Annotated in this window: 22 protein-coding genes; 7 read left to right on the forward strand and 15 right to left on the reverse strand. The window is 42.3% G+C overall.

The window, feature by feature from the left end:
* Positions 1-143: 143 nt before the first annotated feature.
* From CXF86_RS04030 to CXF86_RS04040, 3 genes are all read right to left on the reverse strand, one after another.
* Entirely contained in the window at positions 144-1151 is a 1008-nt protein-coding gene (locus tag CXF86_RS04030) for a Fe(3+) ABC transporter substrate-binding protein (RefSeq protein WP_101091324.1), read from the reverse strand.
* Between the two features lie 195 nt (positions 1152-1346).
* Entirely contained in the window at positions 1347-1943 is a 597-nt protein-coding gene (locus CXF86_RS04035) for a glutathione S-transferase (protein WP_101091323.1), read from the reverse strand.
* A gap of 9 nt (positions 1944-1952) precedes the next feature.
* Complete coding sequence (locus tag CXF86_RS04040; protein ID WP_102038393.1) at positions 1953-2702, reverse strand: ferredoxin--NADP reductase; 750 nt, start codon at positions 2700-2702, stop codon at positions 1953-1955.
* A 186-nt stretch (positions 2703-2888) separates the two neighbouring features.
* Between CXF86_RS04040 and CXF86_RS04045 the strand changes: the two genes are divergently transcribed.
* Both CXF86_RS04045 and CXF86_RS04050 read left to right on the forward strand, forming a co-directional pair.
* Positions 2889-3434: a histidine phosphatase family protein gene (locus CXF86_RS04045; RefSeq protein WP_180961006.1), complete on the forward strand. Its 546-nt coding sequence runs from the start codon at positions 2889-2891 to the stop codon at positions 3432-3434.
* A gap of 167 nt (positions 3435-3601) precedes the next feature.
* Positions 3602-3796 carry a hypothetical protein gene (locus CXF86_RS04050; protein ID WP_101091320.1) on the forward strand — a complete coding sequence of 65 codons (195 nt, stop codon included), beginning with the start codon at positions 3602-3604 and terminating at the stop codon, positions 3794-3796.
* On the opposite strand, the gene CXF86_RS04055 is transcribed toward CXF86_RS04050, so the two are convergent.
* Together CXF86_RS04055 and CXF86_RS04060 are read right to left on the reverse strand one after the other, a co-directional pair.
* On the reverse strand, positions 3793-4056 hold the full coding sequence (locus CXF86_RS04055; RefSeq protein ID WP_101091319.1) for a hypothetical protein: 264 nt from the start codon (positions 4054-4056) through the stop codon (positions 3793-3795). The genes CXF86_RS04050 and CXF86_RS04055 overlap by 4 nt on opposite strands.
* A gap of 436 nt (positions 4057-4492) precedes the next feature.
* On the reverse strand, positions 4493-6265 hold the full coding sequence (locus tag CXF86_RS04060) for an ABCB family ABC transporter ATP-binding protein/permease (protein WP_101091318.1): 1773 nt from the start codon (positions 6263-6265) through the stop codon (positions 4493-4495).
* Between the two features lie 341 nt (positions 6266-6606).
* Here CXF86_RS04060 and CXF86_RS22655 point away from each other — a divergent pair, with 341 nt between their 5' ends.
* A complete protein-coding gene (locus CXF86_RS22655) occupies positions 6607-6783 on the forward strand; it encodes a hypothetical protein (RefSeq protein ID WP_180961007.1) in 177 nt (58 codons plus the stop codon).
* Between the two features lie 136 nt (positions 6784-6919).
* Here the strand turns inward: CXF86_RS22655 and nrfD are convergent, their stop codons facing one another.
* The 4 genes from nrfD to CXF86_RS04085 all read right to left on the reverse strand — a co-directional run bounded on the left by nrfD (position 6920) and on the right by CXF86_RS04085 (position 9535).
* Positions 6920-7861, reverse strand: a complete 942-nt coding sequence (gene nrfD, locus CXF86_RS04070) for a cytochrome c nitrite reductase subunit NrfD (protein WP_101091316.1) — start codon at positions 7859-7861, stop codon at positions 6920-6922.
* Positions 7858-8541, reverse strand: a complete 684-nt coding sequence (locus tag CXF86_RS04075) for a 4Fe-4S dicluster domain-containing protein (RefSeq protein ID WP_102038395.1) — start codon at positions 8539-8541, stop codon at positions 7858-7860. The genes nrfD and CXF86_RS04075 overlap by 4 nt, the downstream gene beginning before the upstream one ends.
* Before the next feature lie 11 nt (positions 8542-8552).
* Positions 8553-9026, reverse strand: a complete 474-nt coding sequence (locus CXF86_RS04080; RefSeq protein ID WP_102038396.1) for a nitrite reductase — start codon at positions 9024-9026, stop codon at positions 8553-8555.
* Between the two features lie 89 nt (positions 9027-9115).
* Positions 9116-9535, reverse strand: a complete 420-nt coding sequence (locus tag CXF86_RS04085) for a DUF2726 domain-containing protein (protein WP_232775043.1) — start codon at positions 9533-9535, stop codon at positions 9116-9118.
* Positions 9536-10009: 474 nt separating this feature from the next.
* Between CXF86_RS04085 and CXF86_RS04090 the strand changes: the two genes are divergently transcribed.
* Positions 10010-11008, forward strand: coding sequence for a LysR family transcriptional regulator (locus CXF86_RS04090; RefSeq protein ID WP_102038397.1), 999 nt, complete (start codon positions 10010-10012; stop codon positions 11006-11008).
* Positions 11009-11032: 24 nt separating this feature from the next.
* On the opposite strand, the gene CXF86_RS04095 is transcribed toward CXF86_RS04090, so the two are convergent.
* Both CXF86_RS04095 and CXF86_RS04100 read right to left on the reverse strand, forming a co-directional pair.
* Positions 11033-12106, reverse strand: coding sequence for a LysR family transcriptional regulator (locus CXF86_RS04095; RefSeq protein ID WP_101091311.1), 1074 nt, complete (start codon positions 12104-12106; stop codon positions 11033-11035).
* Between the two features lie 488 nt (positions 12107-12594).
* The gene (locus CXF86_RS04100) at positions 12595-13119 is read right to left on the reverse strand and encodes an NADPH-dependent FMN reductase (protein ID WP_102038398.1); all 525 of its coding nucleotides are present in this window, start codon (positions 13117-13119) and stop codon (positions 12595-12597) included.
* Between the two features lie 155 nt (positions 13120-13274).
* On the opposite strand from CXF86_RS04100, the gene CXF86_RS04105 reads away from it, so the two are divergent.
* Positions 13275-14171: a LysR family transcriptional regulator gene (locus tag CXF86_RS04105; protein WP_101091309.1), complete on the forward strand. Its 897-nt coding sequence runs from the start codon at positions 13275-13277 to the stop codon at positions 14169-14171.
* A 64-nt stretch (positions 14172-14235) separates the two neighbouring features.
* Here the strand turns inward: CXF86_RS04105 and CXF86_RS04110 are convergent, their stop codons facing one another.
* A complete protein-coding gene (locus tag CXF86_RS04110) occupies positions 14236-15006 on the reverse strand; it encodes a hypothetical protein (protein ID WP_101091308.1) in 771 nt (256 codons plus the stop codon).
* A gap of 580 nt (positions 15007-15586) precedes the next feature.
* Here CXF86_RS04110 and CXF86_RS04115 point away from each other — a divergent pair.
* The gene (locus CXF86_RS04115; RefSeq protein WP_257985287.1) at positions 15587-17764 is read left to right on the forward strand and encodes a cation:dicarboxylate symporter family transporter; all 2178 of its coding nucleotides are present in this window, start codon (positions 15587-15589) and stop codon (positions 17762-17764) included.
* Between the two features lie 84 nt (positions 17765-17848).
* Here CXF86_RS04115 and CXF86_RS04120 read toward each other — a convergent pair whose 3' ends face one another.
* Complete coding sequence (locus CXF86_RS04120; RefSeq protein ID WP_101091306.1) at positions 17849-18535, reverse strand: pseudouridine synthase; 687 nt, start codon at positions 18533-18535, stop codon at positions 17849-17851.
* 332 nt (positions 18536-18867) lie between these two features.
* On the opposite strand from CXF86_RS04120, the gene pyrC reads away from it, so the two are divergent.
* Positions 18868-19905 (forward strand): dihydroorotase, encoded by a 1038-nt coding sequence (gene pyrC, locus CXF86_RS04125; RefSeq protein ID WP_101091305.1) that lies wholly within the window; start codon positions 18868-18870, stop codon positions 19903-19905.
* An 84-nt stretch (positions 19906-19989) separates the two neighbouring features.
* Here pyrC and CXF86_RS04130 read toward each other — a convergent pair whose 3' ends face one another.
* Positions 19990-20769, reverse strand: coding sequence for a CLCA_X family protein (locus tag CXF86_RS04130; protein ID WP_102038400.1), 780 nt, complete (start codon positions 20767-20769; stop codon positions 19990-19992).
* Positions 20770-20829: 60 nt separating this feature from the next.
* Positions 20830-21837 carry an AraC family transcriptional regulator gene (locus CXF86_RS04135; RefSeq protein WP_102038401.1) on the reverse strand — a complete coding sequence of 336 codons (1008 nt, stop codon included), beginning with the start codon at positions 21835-21837 and terminating at the stop codon, positions 20830-20832.
* Positions 21838-21981 lie beyond the last annotated feature (144 nt).

Consider the following 21981-nt stretch of genomic DNA (forward strand, 5'->3'; position numbering starts at 1 on the left):
GTATAGGAGCCATGAAAAATAAAAATATGTAGAAAAAACAAAACCTATCATAAAGATAGGTTCTGAGAATATTATCACGAAGCATTCGCGTTAATGCATTATATAACGATAGCGTTAGCCCAACCTTAAAAGCCTAGCTTGCACTAAAGATCAAACTTCACTTCATCCAATAGTTTTATCGCAGCGCTATGGTATTCAGCTAGCTTATAGATAGGCAAGTCATCAGCTTTAAATTGTCCCCAAGAGGCGACTAACTTCGATGGTTTAACATCAGCTTTAACCGGATATTCCATGTTCACATCAGCATAGGTTTGCTGCGCAGAATCACTTGATAGAAACTCCATCAACTGAATAGCTGCGTCACGGTTTTTAGTGTATTTGGCTAACGCCATACCTGATACATTGATGTGCGAACCACGGTTATCTTGGTTAGGGAAGTTAATCTCAACCGCTTCAGCCCATGGCTTCTGTTTAGGATCTTGTAGCATTTTGCCTAAATAATAGCTGTTGCCAATGGCGATATCACATAAACCTTCGCTTAGCGCTTTAACCTGGGCCCTGTCATTACCTTGTGGCTTACGCGCAAGATTGGCTTTTAAGCCTTGTAGCCATGTCTTAGTGTCTTGTTCACCATGGTGCGCAATCATCGATGCGACGAGAGAAACATTATAAGGATGCTTACCACTTCGGCTGCAAATTTTACCGAGATACTTAGGGTCGGCGAGATCTTCATAGTTAATATCTAACTTACCCAGTCTTTCTTTCGAGCTATAAATATTACGGACACGCATGGTTAATGCATACCACATGTCATCTGGTGAACGGTATTTTTGGGGAATATTTTGCTTTAGCGTATCGCTGCTTGCTGGGATGACAAGATCTTTCTTAACCAACTCCATTAACCGATAGAAATCTGAAGTCAGTACTATATCAGCTTTAGACAAGCGTCCTTCTCGCGACATACGCTCCGCGATGCCTTTCTTTGAAAACACGACATCAACTTCAATGCCCGTTTGCTTAGTAAAGTCAGTCAAAATAGGGTCAATAAGAAAAGCTTGTCGATAAGAGTAGACCGTTAACCTTTCAGCGGCACTAACCATAGTTGCACTACATAAAAGCCCAACCATCATTAGACTGTTGATCATTCTCATTGCCCTACTCCTTTATCAATGTACCTTTAACTACCACGTCAGTGATAATAATTCTCAATTGCAAGTAGGGTAATCAATCAAGGCTGGAACAGCAAGCATTAGTGGTAATTTCTGCCAACAAAATACACCACTTACCTTAGTAAAAACTTAATTAACCTCTATTTATTCATAATACTAACAAGCGAAGTCGTGTTGTCACGCGGGCCTTGTGGCAACAAAAGCATCAGCTTTCTGCGCTTCCTTCAGCCAAAGACCGAGTGCAGGAGCCACATTTCGCCAAAGTATATCGGGATGCCTAAAGTCAATGTACTCCAATAGACAAACTAACATGACTTGCAATGCCGTTAACTCAGCAGAGTGAGTGATGCCAATGGTTTCAATCTCTTTTAAGCCTCTTAATAATGCTTGCTCAAATCGCGATGTCCAAAATGCAGAACGCAAACCCTCTTCATCTCGAAGTTGCTCCTGTCTAAGTGAGACCGCACTATCAAAAATACCTTTCAGTAATGAAAAGTGACACTGTTGCGACCAATTATTTACCCTCATTCCAAATAAACGAGACTGGCCAAATTCAGTGTCTAAGAAACGCATAATCACTTCGCTATCAAACAATGCCGAGCCATCATTTAGCTGCAAACAGGGGATCTTTGCTAAAGGGTTAACTCTAAGCAGTTCTGGAGAGTTATCGAAGGGGTTAGCAATAATCTCTTCAATCCCTTTAATCTTGTGGTAGCTAATAAAAACACGGACACAACGGGCATAAGGTGAAGCGTCGGAATAATACAGTTTCATGATCTGACCTTACCAGTATTTTTCGACGGTAACTTGTCCTGGCGCTCGGCGTAAGTTCTTGGCGAGTCCTCTGTTTTTTAGCACCAGCTGTGCATCGGTGATCATTCCAGGATTACCGCAAATCATCACTTGAGACTCATTGGCGGAAATAGTGACGCCCGCTAATGCTTCTATTTCACCACTTAAGAGTCCATCAGGGATCCGGCAACGTAGTGCCCCATCAACAGGCTCTCTTGTGACCAAGAGTACTAATTTAAACTGTGAAGGATATTTACTTTCCAACGCCCTAAGTAGCGGCAGATAAGCCAAATCCTGCGCTTCTCGAACACCATAGACTAAGATTACTTTCTGATAGTTTTGCCACGGTTCTTCGGTTTCCATCATAGAGATGAAAGGACCAACTGCTGTACCTGTCGCAAGGAACCAAAGGTGTTCACCTTTCTTATCATCTTTAGGTAGCTCATCAAGCGTCATAAAGCCTGATGCTTTGGTTGCAACATCAATGACGTCACCGGCAGACAATGCTTGCAGATCTGGAGATAATTGGCCGTCATCCACCGCTACCGCCAGTACCTCAATGTAATCAGTCCCAGGTGGGTTAACCAGAGAGTAAGCTCGGCCGATGCGTTTCTCATCAACGACTCGACTTAATTTAATAAATTGACCCGCGATAAAATTTCCAATATCGACTTTGATTTTTAATGAGAATAACTTGTTACTCCAATCATTCCGCTCAATGACTTTACCTTCAATCCACATAGCTTGCTCCAAAAGTGCGTCGTCGTTTCAGCATAAACTTTTATTTCATATTCAGAAAGATTAATCTAACGCCAACATTTTGTTAGGGACAGTGAACTCAAAGACGCATAAGCTTTAACAACTCAGGCTTTATAGGCGTAACTTTTAGTTATGATAGCCCTCAAGAAAAATATCAAGGACGCCACTATGCCAACCCTATTTAAGGCGATGATCGCCTTTATAGTTTTAACTCTTACCTTCAATTATAGTGCCTTGGCACTAGCACAAAACATAACCGATACCATCGATAGCAAAACTATCATTGTGGTTCGACATGCCGAGAAGCTCAGCGATGGCTCACGTGATCCACTTCTTAGTGACGTAGGCTACCAACAAGCGCAAGCTCTTGCTGAAGTGCTAACAGACTTAACCGTTTCTCAAGCCATCGCCAGTAACTACCACAGAACCCAACTGACACTTAAGCCACTCGTCAATGCTCATAACATTAGTCTTACAACTGTCAGTACCAAAGAGGGAATTGAAGCCCATATTGCTGAGATAGTTGCGCTGGTGCAGAGTTCGAACGGCAACAGTGTCATTGCCGGTCACTCCAATACCGTGCCACTGATTATAAAAGCATTAGGAGGCCCACAAATTGCGACCTTAGATGAATCAAGTTATGGCGAGCTTTATCAGTTAACCATTCACCCATCTGGTGAGGTTAGCTTTGAGATATCTCAATTTGGTCAATGACGCTTAATCGCATCCCCGTTTGATGGAATAACCCAAAAGCATGGCCTGATTTCAAGTGAATGAGACTTAGTTTGCGGAATATTTAGTAAATAAGTATTAGCTCAGGTAGGATATACCTCTTTGTGGAGTTAAACTAAATAGTAATCTTTTACATATGAGGCACAGCAATGGATGACAAAGATGCGCCCTCACAAAACATGGGATTGTCTGTAAGTTGTAACAGTTGCGAACGCATGACAGTGATTGAAGGCGAATATATCTGCTACAGAGAGGGGAAAATCATCAGTTTACAACCGATGAAAACACCAGCGCCTAAAATCTTACTCTGTGATGGCTGGAAAATTGGCAAAATCAGCTATTAAGCTGTTAGCATTCCAGCATAATCGCGAGCTGAGAATTTTGGCTCATGCAGCAGTCCTTTTAAAGGGTCTACCGGACTCGCTTTAGCTAAACTCAAACCGCGAGTCGTTACTCTCATGCCGGCACACAATTCAAAATAAACCACTTCAAGTTCATCTGTTTCTAGACCACGCTTTTTAAGCGTCGCCATAATAGCAAGCCAGTCAGTGCTAGCCTTGCTGCCCTGTCCTTCGATATTTACAAGTAGAGGTATGTTTTTCATAGTGACCTTCTCTGTATAATCATGACGTTATACCTATTGTATTAAATATGTCGCCAATTCAGAAACACCCAAACTTTTCAACTCAAAGCGTATTGAAGGGATTATGGAAACTCCCTTGTGAACCAATGCAAAGCAGAAGTGGGATGTCTAAACATTCCCGTTGACTGAATTTCAAAGATCCACATGCTAGGTTGCAAACGTTCGATATAGAATAATGATGAGCTTCGAACTCCCCACGGGGCTCTAACGCTGAATTACCACTGAATGAACCGATATTTTAGGCAATAAGTATTGATGTAAAGCTATTATATGTACACAAGTCTGAACCTAGGCTGAATTGTATACAGAGATATCTTAAAACCACTCACTATAGCCACACCTAATCAGTCACACCTAATCAGTCACACTATGTAGAAAGGACTTAAATCCTCCATCGTTACTCTTGTTGAATACGCCACAATTTTGAATACAAACCACCGGCCTCTAATAGACTGCTATGAGTTCCCGTTTCAACCACTCGACCTTTGCTCAACACCAAAATTTGATCCGCATCGACGACGGTCGATAAGCGGTGCGCTATGACGAGGCTGGTATGGCCTTTAGCCGCCGCTTTCAATGCCGTTAAAATAGCGTGTTCAGAATGGCTGTCCAATGACGAGGTCGCTTCATCAAACACTAAGATAGGGGAACGTTTCAAAATCGCTCTCGCAATCGCAACCCGTTGTTTCTCACCCCCGGACAGTTTCAAACCGCGCTCGCCGACACGGGTGTCGCCACCTTCTGGTAGGCTTGCAATAAAATCACTGAGGTGCGCCATTTTGATTGCAGCATCAATTTCATCATCTGTCGCTGATGGGCGACCGTAACGAACATTCTCAATTAGCGTATCATTAAAAAGTACAGTGTCTTGCGGCACGATAGCAATCGCTTGTCGCAAGGTATCTTGGCTTAATTGACGAATATCTTGCCCGTCAATTCGAATACAACCAGAAACGACATCATAAAACCTAAACAGCAACTTAACGATCGTCGATTTACCCGCCCCGCTATCACCGACTATCGCGACTTTTTGCCCAGATTTTATTGAAAAACTAACATCATCGAGAATATTGCGACTATCGTAACTGAAGCTTACATTCTCAAATGAAACGACTCCCTGAGTTAGCCTTTCAGTGTTGGCATTCTCGATATCTTCAATCAAAGGTTCTTTGTCTAATAAACTGAACATGCGCTCAATATTCGCAAATGCACCACGGATCTCTCGGTAAACAAAGCCTAAAAAGTTCAGTGGTATAAAGAGCTGCATCATAAATGCATTAATCAGCACAAAGTCACCAATGCTCATCACGCCCTGTGCTACATCCGTCGCGGCCATTGCCAGCATCAATGTCATCGCGACAGAAATGATACAAGCCTGCCCAGCGTTCAGGGCAAATAACGACAAGCGGTTCTTTCGTTTCGCCTCTTCCCAGTCAGCGAGGGCACTGTCATAACGATTAGCTTCATACTGTTCATTATTAAAATACTTCACCGTCTCGTAATTCAATAGGCTATCGACGGCGCGCGTACTAGAAAGCGAATCCGCTTTAGCGGCATCTCTGACATAACCTGTACGCCACTCTGTTGCCACCACAGAGTATGCACCATAGGCAACCACCGACAATAGTGTAACGGCCGCATAGCTAACACCGTAGTTGTAAAACAGAATGCCCACCACCAACACAATCTCCAATAGCGTGGGGACGATATTGAATACCATAAAGCGCATTAAAAAACTCACCCCACTGGTGCCACGTTCAATATCTCGCGACAATCCACCGGTACGCCTTTCTAAATGAAATGCCATATCGAGTCGATGCAGATGCTCAAACACAGCCATGCCTAAGCGTCGAATGGCACGTTCAGTGACTCGCCCAAACAGCGTATCTCTAACTTCAGAGATAATGGTGTTGAGTAAACGCATACAACCATAAGCAATCACTAACCCTATCGGCACCGCCAGTAGTTCCCCTGGTCCCTTTAACGTCAAGCCATCGACTAATGCTTTAAGCACAAAGGGCAGCCCGACACTTGCTGTCTTTGCCACCACTAAACACAACAGCGCTAAGCCTACTCGTTGCTTAAATTCAAGCAAATACGGCCAGAGCAGTTTGATGACATGCCAATTAAGCTTACCGATAGGACCGTCGAAATATAAAGAGGGACGCATGAACACTTCCAAAAGTTAAACATAAAAACTAAAAATAGATGATATTTAACGCGACTTTATTCAGCTAAAAAGGCGATAAACTTATTCACACCTGTAAAAAAAATGTAAATTTACACTTGAAATATACCGACAAAAAGTACTACTTTAGCACTATCTCTGTGATGTCTTTGGTCACCTAAGGTATTTACTCATATATTTTCTCATAACCTTGTTTAAAGCGGTGCAAATTTTGTTACTCCACGGTAAAGAATTTGATATTCTCTTTGATGCAATTTTAAAAGTGAACAGGATAAAGGGCATCAAAAATGCTCGAGTCAAGCCAACTATCAAAGGATGCAAACATGTTGGATTCATCCAATCAAAAATATCCACCTTTACCACTCATCCAAACATGGATATGGATGATGACCCAATCTGGAAACCCTGAAATCCAAGAGAAAGGTCAAAGCAATCTTATTGCTTCCTTTGGCAGTTTAGCCAAAGCAAATGAGTATCTTATAGAGCAAAATCAACAATAACGAAAATTATTACTGATTTTGCTTTGTATAGTACATACATTAAGGCTGCTCACCTAAAGTGAACAGCCTTTTTTTATCGCTATATGTTTAACACAAGACGCTAGCCTGACATGGTGATAGTGCAGATCGGTCTACACTAGACTCCGGTCATCTGCCCGGTATAAAGAATGAAGTTTCGCAGCAACAGAACCCCGATTAAACTGAAGCTCGCAGTCACAGCGACATAAGCGAACTTTCTGTCTGATGACACTTTCATCCATAAATTAAATGCCAATGGCAACGTTAGACCAACGCCAACCACGCCCCCCCAGAAAATCCAGCCCCAAAAGCCCTCTCCAATTGCATTCAATGCCGCGACCTCACTTTGACCTCCGGATAAAATAAGCCCTACAAAAAAGGTAAATAACAGCATGATCTCAACTAAGATCATCGGGATCTCTATGCGATGAATAAATCGCACCTCAACTCCATTGGGATTACCACGCATTAATACGCCACCAAGAAGGGTCGCCGCGGCACCAGAAGACAAACCAGAAATGAGGAATAACAGTGGTAACACAGGGTTGTTCAACAAAGGAAAACCAATCAGTGCCGATAACAAAAAGCCAGTATAGGCACCAAGTGATAAAGATAAGATCACCAATACACCCGTAATAACATCTTCATGTCGAGCCAACAGTGCCAAGAGTTTGCTTAGCAATGGCAAACGCTGTTTTAGCCACTGCTGGATTGGCGAGCTAAACACGCTACCAATCCACGCGAAGAGCACCACTTGATATGCCAACAGCACCAGAACACCCATCGACATCACCGATGATGGGTTATAAAAAACCAAGATTTTCCAAAATGCCAATGGCTTGGTCAGGTCCATGACCAAAATCCCTAAGCCTGCACACACAGCAACTGGCGCAATCACTGCTGCAGCCTGAACAAAAGGTGACAGATAGGCTTTATCAGCTAACTTAAAGTGCTTAAGCATAATCGCAAAAAACACAGCCCCGGCCGATAATCCAGCCAAAAATAGGTAAATAGCAATCGGCCAATGCCAGACTAATCCATCAAAATGAAATGCACTCATAGCACTATCTCCCCATCAATCGTCCGCACATGGAATAGTTTTGGTCGAGTCCCTAAGTCTACTTTCTCCCGATAAGTGGGTTTAGACTTAAGCGTTTTAACTAATGCGGAATCAGGATCTTTCAAATTACCAAATACTAATGCATTCGTTGGGCACGCCAACACACAAGCGGGTTGTAAGCCTTCACTTAACTGAGTTTGCTGACAGAAATCACATTTATCAGCCACTTTAGTTTCAGGATTGATAAAGCGTATTTGATATGGACAAGCGGCAATACAGTATTGGCAACCCACACAACGGTCCTCATTAACTGCAACAATGCCTGTTTCTTTATCAATATAAGCCGCCCCTGTTGGGCATACTTTGACACAAGGTGCAGCTTCGCAGTGCTGGCAAGAATGTCGGATAAAACGATAGCTCTGATCGGGGTATTCCCCAAAGGGTCCGCTACGCTCAATCTTGACCCGAGTGACCCCATAAGGAACATGGTTCACTTCGCGGCAAGCATCTTCACAGGCATTACAGCCAATACAGAGGTTTTCATCATGCACCATGGCATACTTGAGGCCACTGTCCTGTTCGGAAGTATTCGCTTGTGGGGCCTTGGTCACTGTATAAACTGACATGCCCGCAATAACACCACCACAGCCTTTTAGAAAACGTCTCTTTGAATTATCCACAGTGCACCTCCTTATATTTCAGCTCGATGACATTTAGCACATGACTGACTAAGCGCCGGACCTGACAGCAATAATGCAGGATCAGTTTCAGGATGTAATTGATGGCACTGACCACAAGAAACTCGTTTCGCATGTACATTGTGAGTCCAATGAACTGTCGCGAGCTGTTGATGCTCATGACACGCTAAACACTGCTGCGCCTGTGTTTTTATAGCGGTGTCACTCTTAGCGCCAAATGCAATAATCGAAGCGCCTTTTCGAGGATGTTTACCTTTTTCACCATGGCAATCTTCACAGGTTAGTGCCAGCCCTTGATTGGCATGTAACCCCAACATTTGACCATTACGTTTATGGCACTTTAAACAAGCACTATTCGCTACTGTTCCAGCATCTTTAGCTAAAGCTGAACTTGGAAAGCTCACCCACAGTAAAACAAACCAAACAATATAGAGTAAGACAACGCCGTAACGGTTAGTAATCGACATCACAAAACCTTACACCGACAGGTGAATACAAAAAGTTTAAGAGAATGAGCGCCAAACAGTATGTTTAGCGCTAGGTTGGACTTGCTTGGTTATGCGGCGAGAGCCGTCTTTATCAACGCTTCATCGCAGTGCTTATACTTATCTAACTTGATGAATTGCACACCAACATAGTCTAAGCACTTCTCAACAAATTTAGCTTGTTCAGGGGAGCTATCATCGGGATTACTAATCACCAACTTTACTGAAGAAGATTCATTGTCGATAACAACATAATCAAGATGGCAATGCTCCATAAAATCTTGAACCTCTTCGTGATTATTAACCGATTCGTCAATATCAACCACATTCACCAATGACGCACCATAAAGAATGTCGTAACGTGTGTTTGCAATCGCTTTTAAGCTTTTTAAAAAGTGCATAGACTCTTTATCAAGTAGATGCGGTTTAATGCTAATTTCAGCCCCAACCCTTTCGACTTCACTTGACTTAAAAAATTTAATACACGTCATAACAAATGTCACAATGACGAAAGGAACAATCAGGAATAAAACAAAGTATATAAAAGCATAACTTAGTATTACGGTGGCGTTCATGATAAACCTCCAATGAATTTATTTACTAACTTAACCCTCGAGTTAATTATTACCCCTCAAAACATGACTTAGCAACAGAGATGAAAAACCTTTTATCAAAAATTAAAACGAGGTCGCAATATCGGTTTCCGACGTTAATAATTACAGATAATCAAAAAGTAGATATAGGACTATCACAATATGGAAAACTATAAATCACATATCACAAAAATAACAACTTACTAATTAAAAACAGCAAGATACAAGAATGCGCGAATGGGATAGATAATTATTAAAAACATATTAAACACATGATAAATCTTTATTGAATTTAATTGAATTATTATTTTACCGTAAGTTATAATTAATATACTGTAATTGTAAAAGTGGTAATTTCTAGGGGTATTTAATATGCGCAACATAACTATTGATAATCTAGATATGCTAAGCATTAACATTCTCGTCAATTTATATGAAGAGCACTCAGCTACCTTTGTTGCAAAAAAAATGAACATTCCCGCACCTAAAGTAAGTCGTTGCTTACAAAATGCGAGAGTCATATTTAACAACCCGCTTTTTATTCGGAAGAAACATGGATTAATTCCTAACGAATTTACTCAACAACTCTACCCCATCGCCAAAGAACTTCTACAGTGTTCTGACCACCTGCAACAGCTATCCGTGTGCGCCAAAGATTTAAGCAACAGCGAAATCAACATCTATGCGAGTGATATGCTAGTGCAACACCTCCCGCAACAACTCAGCAGTGCTATCAACCAGTCAGATCTGCCCATAAGCTACAAGTTGCACACTCAATCGATTAATGTGTTTAATGATATCAATAACGGAGTCACTGATATTGCAATACTCACAGAATCAAATCCGCAGCTATTACAATTTTATGCCAACAATTTGGATATCGTACCTTTGCAAAAGCTCAACCATATTTATCTAGTGTGCGACTTGCATCACCCCATTTTAAAACAAGAGTTGGATATCGATACCATAGCCAGTTATCCCTATGTTAAGGCGTATAACCTAGCAACTCCTACCTCAGTTGATCCCTTTATATTCTATTGTCAGCAACACCATATCCGCTGCCGACTTGCTAATATAGATAACGTTGATGACAGTCCTAGTTTCCATGACTTGTACCCATTGCTCGCAGATAGCGAAAACCTTGCACTTCTGCCTTACAGTAAAATATATGAGCAAAGTAACTTACTACCTGGGTTACACGTTTGCTGTTTATCAGAAATGGAAACCAACCGACTCTATTTATCTCAGTCTCACCCAACACTTTATCTCGTTAGAGCTAAAGGTAATCATTCCGGAAACTTTGATCGACTAACCGAAGCTCTTAGTCAAATAGTGACTAAGAGTGGGCATCTATATCATCATAACCAGTAAAACGATCAATTTTTGCGAGCGTATTTAATTATTGTATTGATTGGCTACCATACAAGAGCGCTGCTGACAGTCGGCATCGCACTGTAACGCGGAACAAGATTTATTGGTGCAACATGTCGTCAGAGGTTTAGCGGGGCTGGTTGATGTGGTGATGTTATCGTAATGACTTTGCATCTCCACTAATTTGTCACCTAATAAGTTTCTAAGGCAGTTAACCATCGGAGAGAGCACGCTTTGATGGCAATGCAGATAATAACTGTCACTCGTTAATTCTGGAGCATTGCGCCAATCATCAGAGATATCGACAAAATCAACATCTTTTCTGTTTTCAAAATAATAGTAAGACATTGCAGACACTAAAATACCCACATCCCCGGTCATGCTCACGTGATCAACCACCATACGAACACTTGGACTCTTAAGTACGACCTTAATATCGATATCCTTTGCTTGCGCATACTCCTCAATACGGTGCATCTGATGGCCTTGCAAATTAGAATTTACCAGTGCAATTTTATAATCAAAGATATCTTTCAGTGGTTGAGAAGATTCAAGAATTGGGTGGCCCGTTTTGGCGACAATAAAGAAATGTGTGATATCGCCAATTTTGGTGTCATTTACCATTGGATGATTAACCGGCTCAATAGAAATTGAGCAATCGATTTTACCTTGGCACAATCGCTGACTGACCGTTTCAGACCAAGGCTGTACATTGACATAAACACCACCATCAACACAGCGACATGATTGCTGAATACAATTAAGCACCATTAGTGACCAATGCTCATTTGCCGCAAACGTTAACTCATAGGGGGCTTCTCTTTTGTCTAACGTCGTTTCAATAATTTTATCAAACTGCTGCAATATGGTTTGCACCATAGGAGTTATTTTTAAGGCGACTTGATTCGGTTCAAAGCCGTACTTTTTCCTTATAAACAACTCATCGCCCAGAACGTCTCGCAAAGTTGTAAGCGCTCGGCTCACCTTTGATTGGGTCGTACTTAGCTTCTCTGCTACTGCACTACCATTTTTAAGTTCAACTAAACCAATAAATACCTGCAAAGTAAAATAATCAAGCCGACTGACTTGTTTCAACATTAGTCCTATCCTTTTGCTAACGATTGATATAGAAAAACTCCCCTTTTCTAATGGGGGCTTGCAACACAACGCATCAGTGGCTAAAGCTCCAATATATGATCTGTAACCATCCTTTTTAGCATCTAGACAAAACGAATACAGAGCGGCTTGTCACAATCTAATACTCAACTATACACCTTAATTTTAAATTTATATTTACCCTTTTAAATCAGCTTGTTACCTATAAAAGTAAATACTTAAATAGAAAGATTAAATGCCAATGCTAATCATTTAAATAGTGTTCGCATTCGCTTTTATAATGGAGGGTATTTCAGAAAATATTTGCTTCAGAGTGCTGGTATTAACAACAAAAATGACTCATTAAGGGGCAAAAAGTAGGATAAATAGAAGGATAGCGGGCATTATTTTGGCAATAAAAAGCCTGATGTTTAAATCAGGCGTTATCTTAGTTCATCAGCCTTAATGAACATGTCTAAAAAATCGGTTTGTTATTTCAACCCTGCTAACGCGGCCACTAATGCTATTTTTAGCTCTGGGTTTCTAAGTTCCTGCTTTTCCATATCAAAGTTATCGAAAAAGCTTGGGATAGAAAGCGAACCTTTTACATCGGCTGCAAAGTACGGTGCTGAACCAGAAGCCGCAGCCAGTACTGAGGATGCGCCACCAGGTCCAGGTGAAGTTGCAAGTAATACCATAGGGGTATTCTGGAACACTTTCATGTCAATACGTGAGGTCCAGTCAAACAAGTTTTTATACGCGGCAGTGTATGAACCGTTATGTTCAGCAAAAGAGATAATAATGGCATCGGCTTCACCTAACTTAGCAAAAAATGTTTGCGCAAGCTCCGGCTGACCTAATAGCTCCTCTCTATCTTGGCTAAAGATTGGCATCTCAAAATCATTGATGTCTAAGATTTCAACTTCAGCACCTTCGACTAAAGAAGCCGCGTAAGTGGCAAGTTGCTTGTTGATTGACTTAGTGCTGTTACTCGCTGCAAAGGCTAATAGTTTCATGTTCTGACTCTCTATTCTGTTAACGCTACAGTTAAATCTGCAGCATGTATTAGGGTAAATTGTCGAAGTAACGATTAGCGACAATCCGATAGAGATAAGTGTATATTACAACTCATACGTGATTAATAACCTTAAAAGATAATAACTATTTCCATATGACTCTTAATAAACTGTTTGATGGCGTAGTAATATTTGCTCAAGTCGTAAAGAGTGGCGGTTTCTCTGCGGCGGCCGAAGCCATGGGCCATTCAACCTCTTATATCAGTAAAGAGGTTAATAAACTCGAAGCACGCCTCGGCGTTAGGCTACTCAACCGAACGACTCGCTCTATCGGGTTAACGCCTGAGGGTGATGCCTATTATCAACAGTGTCAGCAATTGATTACCGACGCCGAGCTGGCGATAGGCTTAATCACCCAGCATGATGTCAGTCCCCGAGGAATATTAAAACTAAGCTGCCCGATAGGTTTTGCGCAAAATCACCTTGAGCCCATCATTTCTGAATATCTGCAGCGCTACCCTAACGTCAGCTTAGAGTTGGACTTAAGTGATAAACGCACTGATGTGGTTGCCGATGGTTACGATCTTGCTATTCGAGCATCATCACAGCTTGATGAATCCAGCCTTATTTGTCGCAAGCTTTATTCCTGTAAAGCCTTTACTGTGGCTTCAAAAAACTATATTTCACGCCATGGTAAGCCTTACCATCCACGCGAGTTAGCCAATCATAATGGGATCTGTTATTCCAATCTAAAATCGCCGAGCCGCTGGGATTATATCGATAATGATGGTAAATCCTTCTCTGTAGATGTGCGTCCTAAAGTCCTCTGTAACAACGGCCATATGCAACTGGCTATGGTGCTTGAAGGTCATGGCGTAGCCAGGCTACCAAGCTTTTATATGCAAGAGGCGTTACAGAGTAATCAACTTGAAGTGCTGTTTGATAACTTTCCAACAATCGACGTTGACGTTTTTGTGATCTACCCGAGTCGAAAACATTTATCGCCAAAAGTTAGGGCCTTTATCGATCTCGCAGCTGAGAGATTGGGCTAACGTGGTTACACAAATAAAGCCGCGAACGCGGCTTTATGATCTTGCTATCTGTATATTTGAGTCATCACTTATCTTTCATCGATAGCTCATCCACTAACCTATATACGGTGTAAGTGGTGGAGTGAAAATTATCAGACCACGCTTTTAACGCCGCCCCGGCTTTAGCTTCATCACCCATATGGGTCGCTAATACTTCCGCAAATGACTTGTCTGGCGGCGTCATGCCAGCGTAATTGTTGTAGGGAATAACTAAACTAAGTCCCCCTTCACCACCAATAGAATCAGCCCATGACCAAGAATATGGCCACTTCATCGCCTTAGCATTGTCACTTAACAGCTTTTTACCCGCGGCAATACCTTTACTACTGCCCATCTTCTCTTGGTAATTGGTGACTGCAAAATACTTAAACTCTTCACTGTCTTGTGGCCAGTTACTATTTTCGATGTCTAAACGGCTGTAAAAGTGCTCATAATGATGAATATACTGCGCCACATTTGCGTACCAGTCATCGAGGATCTTGTTATCGGCCTGCCACTTTTGATAGCCATCAACATCATTCCACTGAGTACAACAGTAGCGAATAATATAGCGGTCCATGCCGGTGCCGATTGTAGGCCGATAGACTTTCCATGCTCTTGGGTCACCTTGACTTGCACGGAACTGAACATGTTTTATAAACGCGGTTTCAAATGCAGACTCTTGGCCATGGTTAGGTACCATAACCCATACATCAGCAAGCGAATCAGGCTTTGCATCAGCGGCAACGGCGGTATTCATCAACGCCATCATCGCCAATAAGCTACAGGTGAATATCTTAAATAGAATCTTTTTCATTTCTATAATCCTTTCAGTGAGTGAGTTGCAATCACGTCAACATTAAAAGTTAAGAAAACACATTAGAGAGAGTATGAGATTTGAAACATGCCAACATAATTACGCATAAAGCCTAGCAACTATTACTCAACTTGCGAGATCCTAGCGCATTTATTCGTCGCTAGTGGTAGATTTTATTGTTTTCAATTGAGCATCAATAACTGAATAAAAAGCGAGAACATGAGCGTAATACACTGTCTGTTAGAAGGTCATTTTCAGCTTAGTAAGTAACGCTAACAATACTCAGCAGTAATGATTTTTTGTGTGACTAAAAAACCTTGAAGTCGCTGGTAAATCAAATTGTTAATACTAATGAGCAAACTTTAAAATATTTACTTTAAAGTTAAAGCTATCTATATCTATAATGAACATGGCTATGTCATACCAGCGCTAGCGTGGCTGAGCTTTAGCTAATATAGGACAGCGTAAACCAAGGTTAAAAACATTTTTAACTTTCAGGGTATTTCAATCGCTAAAACGAACATTTTCAGCTCTACTTTTAATCATTTGAGCTTACCACTAAAACTAAAATAATAATTGGATGGGATCGGTGCTAAAAAAAATACTAGCAATGACCAGCTCGACACAGATGTTAGTGGCCATGTTTTTGGGTTTCGGCGTTGGCCTATTCTTTGGTGAATCCGTAAGCTGGATGGGCACAATTGGCACCAGCGTGATATTACTCATGCAAATGACCGTTCTCCCTTATATCGTGGTCTCGCTGGTGGGCGGTATCGGTAAATTACAAAAGAATACTGCCAAGCTTATTTTCAGCCGCGCGGGACTTATCATGATACTGCTCTGGGGACTGGGGTTGCTCACAGTCGCCTTAATGCCACTTTCATTTCCAGTCGTTGAATCAGCTGCTTTCTTCAGCACCAGTAGCATTGAACCTGTAACCCCCATCAACTATTTCAAACTCTATATTCCATCAAACCCGTTCGAATCTATGGCGGGGGGCTATGTGCCCGCAATGGTGGTGTTCAGTATCGCCATGGGGCTTGCACTTATTGGCATGCAGGGCGAAAATAAACAGCAAATTTTAACCTTTATGCACACCAGTTCAGAGATATTTTCTCGCATCACTCAAGGCTTGGTCAAAGTACTTCCTATCGGAATTTTTGCCATGTCAGCCTCCGCAGCAGGCACTATGGGGGTTGATGAGTTTGCCAGTATGCAGGTGTATTTAATCAGCTACTTTGTGCTCTGTCTGCTACTCACCTTTTGGATTTTGCCGTGGATTGTCGCCTCTTTAACCCCTATCACTTTTGCACAAGCGCTACGGGTCTCAAAGGCTAGCTTAGTGACCGCATTCGCCACAGGGAACATCTTTATTGTTATTCCAGTGATTGTGGAAGAGTGCAAGCAGCTCATGCGTGAACACGATAAATTGAGTGAAGATGGCGCCACCTTGATAGAAATTTTGGTTCCGATTGCGTTCACGTTTCCTAATATTGGCAAGTTAACCGTGATCCTCTTTGTCCTCTTTGCGGGTTGGTTTAATGGCACGCCTGTTGATATCAGTAGTATTCCATCACTTTCTATTAGTGGCTTATTATCGCTATTTGGCAGTGTGTATGTGGCGATCCCCTTTATGCTGGATCTGGTCCATTTACCGTCAGATCTATTTCAGCTATTTGTGATGTCTGGCTTTATCACAGGAAAATTCAACTCCATCGCCGCCGTGATGAACCTGTTTGCACTGACGCTACTCACTGCTGCATTGTTTGAAAAGCACCTTACACTGCGTCCAACTCAATTGCTCAAAATGGGCTTGGGGATCGGCATAAGCCTTATTTTGACCTTGGTTGTATGCCGCGTGGGCATGGGGCTATTTATTCATAGCCCAGAGACCACCAGCGGCGTTATTGCGAATATGCAGGTGGCCGATAAAGTCCCAACAAAGGTCAGTAAACAGTTTCCAGTGATAGGAACAACTCCGCGATCCCCCATTGCTGGGATTAAAGAGATCCGCAGCAGAGGAATACTTAGAGTCGGCTATATACCCAGTAATGTGCCCTTTAGTTACTACAATAACACTGGCAATCTTGTTGGTTTTGATACAGCTATGGCGACTAAGCTCGCGGAAGATCTCAACGTTAAAGTCGAGTTTATTCCATTCAAGAAAAGCAAACTCGCTCAAGCGTTAGACGCGGGTTTTTTTGATATTGCCATGTCTGGTTTAGCCATGGATATTGAGCAGATGGATGCACTCAGCTATAGCAACCCGGTACTGGAGCTGAACTTAGCTCTGGCGACAAAAGATCACTTGGTAAATACCTTTAAAAGCACTGAAAAAATATTGGAACTGGACGCAGTCACTATCGCTTATGTAGAGCACAGCGACGTCGTTGAAGATGCTCGTTTAAAAGCGCCAAATATTAAATTTGTAAAAATAGACGGCTATAAAGATTTCTTTAGACAGAAAAAAGATAAATACGATGCAGTGGTGATCAGTGCTCAAGCAGGCTCAGCCTGGACACTATTCTTCCCAGGTTACGGTATTGCTTTGCTCGAAAGTAAATCACGTTACCCAGTAGCATACGCCGTTGCCCAATCAAACCAATCACTACTCAACTATGTCAATAACTGGCAGCGCTTGCGCAAAGTCGATGGTCACCAAGATGAGATCTATAACTATTGGATGCTGGGACAAGGTGCTGTTGAGAAGCTGCCTCGCTGGTCGATCATTCGCGACGTACTGCATTGGGTAGAGTAAGCCAGCAACGGCAGCGTCAAGCTGCCACCTTGGCTCTTTAATCAACACGAAAACTAATACACTAAAAAATTAACTCGCTCAAAATTACAGAAACTTGGCCACTTCATCGGGGGTAAGGTAGCGCCATTGAGCAAGTTCAACATCAAGTTGCAAGCTGCCAATTTGTTCACGGTGAAGACCATTAACTCGATTACCTACGGCGGCAAACATTCGCTTTACTTGGTGATACTTGCCTTCAGTGATCGTCAGCAGTACTTCATTTTCAGTCACAACCTTAAGATGCGCAGCCGCAGTAAGTTGTGACTCATTTTGCAGTTGAACACCCACTAAAAATTTAGCCGCAACATCGTCGCCAATAGCATCGCGCAGTGTGACTCGATAAGTTTTTGGGCACTGTTTTTCCGGCCTGATGATTTCAAATGACCAACGACCATCATCGGTCAGCAATACTAATCCAGAGGTGTCAGCATCTAAGCGTCCCACAATATGCAGATCCTCAGCTCTATCCACATCAATGCAACGAAATAGGCTCGGGTAATCACCATCGACATTCGAGCTCAAAGTATCAACGGGTTTATGCAGCATGATATAGCGTGAAGGCCGGGCGACTAATCGCCTGCCTTGCCAAACAACAGAGTTGTTCTCATGCACTTGAAATCTAGCTTCGGTAATAACCTTGTCATTCACGCTCACCTCGCCCAGCTCAATACATTGAGTCGCTGCAATACGGGTTAGCTCAGTACTTTTACACAAAAACTTATCAAGACGCATACAGATAAACATTCTTCTTTATAAATGACAGTAGAGGTTAACAGCCATCGGTGAAATAAGTAACTCTATAACGGTTTTCACAGACCCCTCTTTTTATAATCTGTTTGCGCGCCACTACAAAATTAGATTCATATCTACGGATAGGCTGGATCAACTCATAGAATATTGGCGAAACAAATATTTTCAAACAAGCCACGATAACAAGCTTAACGTTACTGTTATCTTCGCAGGTACTGCTATTAAGCAGAGGCGATTTCAGGCACAATATAGCTCGCAAAAATAGCATATAAGAAAGCACCTAATACTTTGTCGTAAACGCTTAGGAACCCTACATGACGCAGCTTACCCTACTGACACCAGACGATTGGCACCTTCATTTTCGTGATGGAGATATGTTGCAAGAAACCGTACCAGCAACCGCAAGATTGTTTAATCGCGCTATCGTGATGCCCAATCTGTTACCTCCTATCACAGATGCAAAGCTTGCCATTGCATACCGTGAGCGGATTTTAGCTGCTCGTCCAGCAGGTTCTAATTTTGAACCTCTAATGACCATTTTCCTAACCAACAATACGACAGAGCAAGACATCATTGATGCTAAAGCCGCGGGTATTGTTGCAGCAAAGCTTTACCCAGCGGGTGCCACCACCAATTCTGATGCGGCAGTAAAAGCGTTAGATTCGCTATTTCCTATATTTGAGGCAATGGCCAGACACGGTTTACTGCTGCTTGTTCATGGTGAAGTGACTGAATCACATATCGATATTTTTGATCGTGAAGCTCTCTTCATTGAGCGCTACCTAGCGCGTATCGTTGATGCCTTCCCAAACCTTAAAGTGGTGTTTGAACACATCACCACTAAAGAAGCTGCAGACTTTGTCATGTCAGCCGCAGATAATGTAGCAGCCACGATTACGCCACAGCATTTACTGCTTAACCGTAATGATCTACTGGTTGGTGGCGTGCGCCCACATAATTTCTGCTTACCGGTTTTAAAACGCAGTACTCATCAAGAAGCGCTGCGCGCTGCTGTGGCGACGGGTTCAAGTAAGTTCTTTTTAGGCACCGACTCTGCCCCACACGAAAAGCACCGTAAAGAATCTGCATGCGGCTGTGCAGGTTGTTATAGCGCTTGGAGCGCATTAGAGCTTTATGCTCAGGTGTTTGATGACTTAGGTGCGTTGGATAAGCTTGAAGGCTTTGCCAGTACTCATGGTCCAGACTTTTATGGTCTGCCACGCAACACGAGTACCGTCACGCTGATAAAAGAGACTTGGACAGTACCGTCAGAGATCATTCTGCCAAACGGCAACCCTATCGTCCCTTTCTTCGCTGGTGAAAAAGTTAATTGGAAAGTGAAGACCGCTTAACGGATCATTTTCACTGTCAGCCAGTTCGAGACCAAGCCCGCTAATGCGGGCTTTTTTGTCTCTAATATCAATATAATCTGTACTTTACTCTCGGCCTAACGCCTCACCCAAGGGTTCAAAATAATCAATCAACACACTGAATATTTGCTGTCGATGTTCGATCGTAGGATAACCGCCAGCATCAAAAAGGTCTGAATGTAAGGTTTCATCCACTAAATAAGGATTACTAATATCAGCATAGGATTCGATACAAGATTCAAACGCGCGCGCCATTAATTCGGTTGGTTTTGAAAAGTACTGCGTGCCATATTGCTTATCTAACGCAATCGCGCGGCTGACATAGTCATGCCCTTCCTCACCATCGTCGCTAAGCATACTCACTTCAAATACCCGTTCTAAGCGTTGGTTTAACGGATGTTTAATCGGCTTTACATCAGCAATCCAACTATGACTCGCAAAAGAGATTCTATTAGATGAGATATGAAATGATTTTGGAGCGATATAATGATCAAAGGCATGCCAAAACTCATGCGCAAGTGCCCCAGCACCCGCATTTTTAGCCAGTGCCAGTTCACGTCTATCCGGCGCATAATGCGCCTGCACTCCTTTTTGGCCACCGGTACCAAAAGCAAGGTTAAGTGTTTGCCGTAAACCGAGCGCTTTAGGCGGTAGCTTTAAAATAAAAGCAAGATCCGCTAAGGAGTCAAAGATCAGATTTGCCGCTTTATCACGCTCCGCATTTTCTACCCACTTGCCTAAGCGGATATGACCTAAGCCAAACACCTCTTTGACATCAACAAAACTGACTTGCTCATCAAAACGGTAATCAGGACCAATGCGATGATATGCCTTAGACTTTAACACTCACTCTTCCAACTAACTTATATTCACCCATTATAATCAAGCAGCAAAGCGAGTCACTGACTATTGTGTGTTTTGCTTGCGCCACTGCAAAGGAGACAGCTGCATCCTATGTTTAAACGATTTAGAAAAAGCACTCACATCGCTAAAGCCCAACACCTCAGATAACAAGGTAATGTCAATTTGACTTGAGGTTAAATGCCAACAGGCAGAACTCACTCTAACGTCCATCAATAACCGCTTAAATGTTAAACCTTTACATCTTAAGCGCCGTTGAAGGGTGCGCCTATTCATATTCAACATTGACGCAATTTCATCAATATTAGCATCCCCCATCCCCATCGTTTGTAAAATTAAAGTTTTAACCTTGCGCTCAATATCGTCACCAAACTGTCCAATGAGAGCCTCTAAATAACCTTCAACTTGAGCTTTATCTTGCGCTGATATCGATTGCGATTTCTGTGCTAAATAACTGTTATCGAGGACCAGTCGGTCATTTTCCTGATTAAACACCACAGAGCACTCAAAGTATTTTCGATATACCGCACTATCAGATATTGCGGTATGGGCGAACTCAAGTCGGTCCAATTTTACTTGAGGGCCAATAAGTGTTTTAACTAAGCCTAAACACACACCAAAAGATAACTCCTTGTACTGCTTTGCATGGCTTATATCTTGGAACACTTGATAACGTTCGATAAACGCCGATGAAGCAAACTCACGCAACATCCAATATTCACCCTGGCTATGTATCGCCATATAACGCTGCGCATGAATCAAGGCTGCTCTCACTGTTTGGCTTGTCTGCATTATCATGCCTACCGCACCCAACATCTCAAGCCCTTGTGTCGCCGCTAAACGTAAACCAAAGTCTTTGCAATTTAACTGTTCCGCGCTCAGTTCAAGCAAGTTAATCATGTCCGCAACGGCAATCATATTATCGGGGTTAACAATGTCTTCAGCGGTTAAAGCGCATTGTAAAAGCAAGTGTTCAGCATCACCTCCCAGTTCGGTCACTAAGCCATCAAACCCCACTAACGAGCCACTACGAATGAGATAATCTTGCTGCATCAATACGTCACCTATCAACTAACTGTGATTAGATAATCGCCAATTTGTCACCAAATGACAAGAATGTTAATTAGCTAAGCCTTAATCTGAATGTGTCGAATCGATAAACATAATAAAAACGATTAACAACATTCGGAGTTTTCA

Origin of the sequence: Shewanella sp. GutCb (assembly GCF_002836135.1) — a bacterium.
Lineage (GTDB): Bacteria > Pseudomonadota > Gammaproteobacteria > Enterobacterales > Shewanellaceae > Shewanella.